The 3,404-nt window shown below is 68.4% G+C and carries 3 protein-coding genes and 1 pseudogene; 2 read left to right on the top strand and 2 right to left on the bottom strand.

Annotated features, from left to right (window positions below; all coding sequences use genetic code 11):
* Positions 1-277: pseudogene (locus G3N99_RS37140) on the top strand (ATP-binding protein); the annotation flags it as partial.
* Positions 278-610: 333 nt separating this feature from the next.
* Here G3N99_RS37140 and G3N99_RS37135 read toward each other — a convergent pair.
* Complete coding sequence (locus tag G3N99_RS37135; protein WP_174946599.1) at positions 611-1,183, bottom strand: hypothetical protein; 573 nt, start codon at positions 1,181-1,183, stop codon at positions 611-613.
* A gap of 160 nt (positions 1,184-1,343) precedes the next feature.
* On the opposite strand from G3N99_RS37135, the gene G3N99_RS37130 reads away from it, so the two are divergent.
* Positions 1,344-1,880, top strand: a complete 537-nt coding sequence (locus G3N99_RS37130) for a TlpA disulfide reductase family protein (protein ID WP_206124848.1) — start codon at positions 1,344-1,346, stop codon at positions 1,878-1,880.
* 97 nt (positions 1,881-1,977) lie between these two features.
* On the opposite strand, the gene G3N99_RS37125 is transcribed toward G3N99_RS37130, so the two are convergent.
* Entirely contained in the window at positions 1,978-3,333 is a 1,356-nt protein-coding gene (locus G3N99_RS37125; protein ID WP_174936206.1) for a sigma-54 dependent transcriptional regulator, read from the bottom strand.
* Positions 3,334-3,404: the final 71 nt, after the last annotated feature.

Raw genomic sequence — 3,404 nt, 5'->3', positions numbered from 1 at the left:
CGCGCGGGTTGCGCAGGCACGGGCGCTGCAACTCGATCGGCAAGGCAAGACGAATCACATGCTGAGCGGCCGCGAGACGGACGACCTGTGCCGGCCGACCGACGAAGGCGAACGGCTGCTGCGCGAAGCCGGCGAGCGCTTCGGCTGGTCGGCGCGCGCGTATTACCGCGTGCTGAAGGTCGCGCGGACGATCGCCGACCTGGCCGGCGACCCGCTGCCGACGGCCGCGCAGATCGCCGAAGCGATCCGCTACCGGCGCGCGTTGACGGCGCTCTGAACGCCCCCGGAGGACAAAATCCGGCTGTCAAGACTTGACTTATGCACAATTCCGCGAATCCGGCCCCGGATCAGCGCTCGGCGACACCTTTGCAGCACGGAATCCGTATCCCGTTGTTTTGATTGATTTTTCTCAAAATGCGAGCGCGCGACCAAACGGGCCGGAAGGCCGTCCCGCGCGGCTTGGCGGGAAATCCGGGCAACTTTTCAACAAAGTTATCCACATGCGCTGTGGATAGCCGAAAAAACCCCGCAAAATCCGGCGACTAGCGTCGAAAGCTGCGAACGAACTTTCAGTTGTCACAGAGTGTCTGAGCGCCCTCTCCAGCCGCCGTCAGTCGAGTTTGAACGACCCGAAAAACTGGTCGAGCTGCTCCTGCGTCAGCGGCCCGTCGGCAATCACGACGGCCTGGTACGCGTGCCGGCCGCGCGCGGCGAGCCGCGCGACGATCGTCTTGTGCGTGCGATCGCCGCCGGCGGCCGCGCCCGCGATGCGCAACTCGAGCCCGTTCACCGCGCCGCCGGCCGCGAGCGGCACGGGCACCGCAGCCGTCTGCGGCGCGCCTTCGAGGTTGCGGGACAGCCCGGCGCGCAGGAACTCGAGCGCCGCGCGGCGCGTGTCGTCGCGGTCGTCCGGCAGCGTCAGCGTGCCGACCGCGAACACCGCGCCGTCAACGTGCGCGGCCTGCATCCGCATCGGCATCGACGCGCCGCCGATCGCCACCGGCTGCTCCTCGACGGTCGGCTTCGCCGGCAGGTCGATCGTGTAGCCGGCGTCGTTGTGCAGCGTGCGCCAGTCGTACGACGGCGAGCACGCGGCCAGCGCGACGCTCACGCTCGCGAGCGCGGCGAAGTGTCGCAGCGGACGAAAAAGGGGGCGCAACGAAACGGTGACTTCCTTCGGCATGGCGTGGAACGGGCGGGCAAAACGGGCATTATCCGCCGAACCTGAATTCCGGGATGCGCAGCCGCCGTCGGTACGCTTGCCGCATTCGCGCTAAAATGAGCGCCGAATTTCGATGTCCTTTGCATTGACCCGCGTCATCGACCGACTCCGAGAGCACCAGATGAACACCACGCCCCCCGCCCGCCGCAGCGCCGGCCCCGTCCGCTACATCGTCGCCGCCGTCGTCGTCGCGGCGATCGCCGTTGCCGGCTTCTTCGCGTTCAACGGCAAGTCCAGCGTGCCGGACGCCACGTTCACGCTGCTGTCGGGCCAGAAGGTCTCGACTGCAGGCGACCTGAAAGGCAAGGTCTATCTCGTGAACTTCTGGGCGACGAGCTGCGCAACCTGCATGCAGGAAATGCCGCAGATGGTCGATACCTATAATCGCTTCAAGGGTCAGGGGCTGGAATTCGTCGCGGTCGCGATGAACTACGATCCGCCGATGTACGTCGCGAACTACGCGCAGACGCGTCAGCTGCCGTTCAAGGTCGCGCTCGACGACGGCAGCGTCGCGAAGCAGTTCGGCAACGTGCAGCTCACGCCGACGACCTTCGTCGTCGACAAGGACGGCAAGATCCTGAAGCGCTACGTCGGCGCACCGCAGTTCGCGGAACTCGACGCGCTGCTCAAGAAGGCACTCGGCAACAACGCGGCCTGAGCGCCGCCCGATCCGGCTCGAAGGGCCGCGCATCGCGCCCTTCCCCGCACGACGGACCGCACGACCGGGCAACCCGGTTCCGCGGTCCGTTTGCTTTTCAGCGCTCGGTTTCGCCTTTCGCCGACAGCCCGTAGCGCTTCATCTTCTCGTACAGCGTCGCCTTGCCGACATGCAGCCGGTCGGCCGTCGCGGCGACCGCGCCGCCCGTCTGGTTCAACGCCTCGGCGATCACCGCGCGCTCGAATTGCTCGATGCGCTCCTTCAGCGTCTGCTCGTTGTCGGCGTCGTCGCCGCTCGCGCCCGTCTCCTGCGGCATGTCGGCCACGCCGAGCACGAAGCGGTCGGCCGCATTGCGCAGCTCGCGCACGTTGCCGGGCCAGTCGCGCTGCATCAGGCTCGCGCGCTGCCGGTCGGTCAGCACCGGCGCGGGCCGCGCGTAACGCACGGCCGCATCGAGCATGAAGTGCTCGAACAGCGGCACGATGTCCTCGCGGCGCTCGGCCAGCGGCGGCAGCGCGATCGTCACGACGTTGAGGCGGTACAGCAGGTCGCGCCGGAACGTGCCGGCCGCGACCAGCTCGCTCATGTCGCCCTTCGCGGCCGCGACGACACGGCAGTTCACGCGGATCGGCTGGTTCGAGCCGAGCCGCTCCAGCACGCCGTCCTGCAGCACGCGCAGCAGCTTCACCTGCAGCGCGAGCGGCATGCTTTCGATTTCGTCGAGGAACAGCGTGCCGCCGGACGCATATTCGAGCTTGCCGACGCGGCGCTTCGCGGCGCCGGTGAACGCGCCGGGCTCGTAGCCGAACATCTCCGACTCGAACATCGGCTCGGGCAGCGCGCCGCAATTCACCGCGATGAACGGCTTGTCGCGGCGCGGCGACAGCTCGTGCAGGCTGCGCGCGATCAGCTCCTTGCCGGCGCCGGTGTCGCCGTTGATCAGCACCGACGCATCGGTCGGCGCGACGTTCGCGATCAGCTTGCGCACCTGCTCGATCGCGGGACTGCGGCCGATGATGCGCGGCGCGACGACGTTCTGCCCGGCCAGCTCGCGCCGCAGCGCGTGGTTCTCGAGCACGAGCTCGCGGCGCTCGAGCGCGCGGCGCACCGTCTCGATCAGGCGCTCGGCCGCGAACGGTTTCTCGATGAAGTCGTACGCGCCGTCGCGCATCGCCTGCACGGCCATCGAGATGTCGCCGTGCCCCGTGACGAGGATCACAGGCACGTCGGGCACGCGCTCGCGGCACTGCGCGAGCACGTCGAGCCCGCTCGCGCCGGGCAGCCGGATGTCGCTGACGATCGCGCCGGCGTTATCCGCGACGATCGCCTTCTCGGCCGCTTCGGCCGACTCGAAGCCGGCGACGTCGAACCCCGCCAGCTGAAGGCTCTGCACGCTTGCCCGGCGAACGAGCGCATCGTCTTCGATATAGATCACTTGCAGCCGGTTGGCCATCGTTCTCACTTGCTCCTGACGGGCCGCGCGGCGGCAGCGCGCGCGGCGTCGTTGATACCGAGCGTGCGAGC

Source organism: Burkholderia sp. Ac-20392, from assembly GCF_017104585.1.
In the GTDB taxonomy this organism is placed as follows: Bacteria; Pseudomonadota; Gammaproteobacteria; order Burkholderiales; family Burkholderiaceae; genus Burkholderia; species Burkholderia lata.
This window is presented reverse-complemented; position numbering and strand designations above follow the sequence as displayed.

Coding starts and splice junctions, on each gene's coding strand:
- G3N99_RS37135 (WP_174946599.1), bottom strand. CDS start 1,183: ATGCCGAAGGAAGTCACCGTTTCGTTGCGCCCCCTTTTTCGTCCGCTG.
- G3N99_RS37130 (WP_206124848.1), top strand. CDS start 1,344: ATGAACACCACGCCCCCCGCCCGCCGCAGCGCCGGCCCCGTCCGCTAC.
- G3N99_RS37125 (WP_174936206.1), bottom strand. CDS start 3,333: ATGGCCAACCGGCTGCAAGTGATCTATATCGAAGACGATGCGCTCGTT.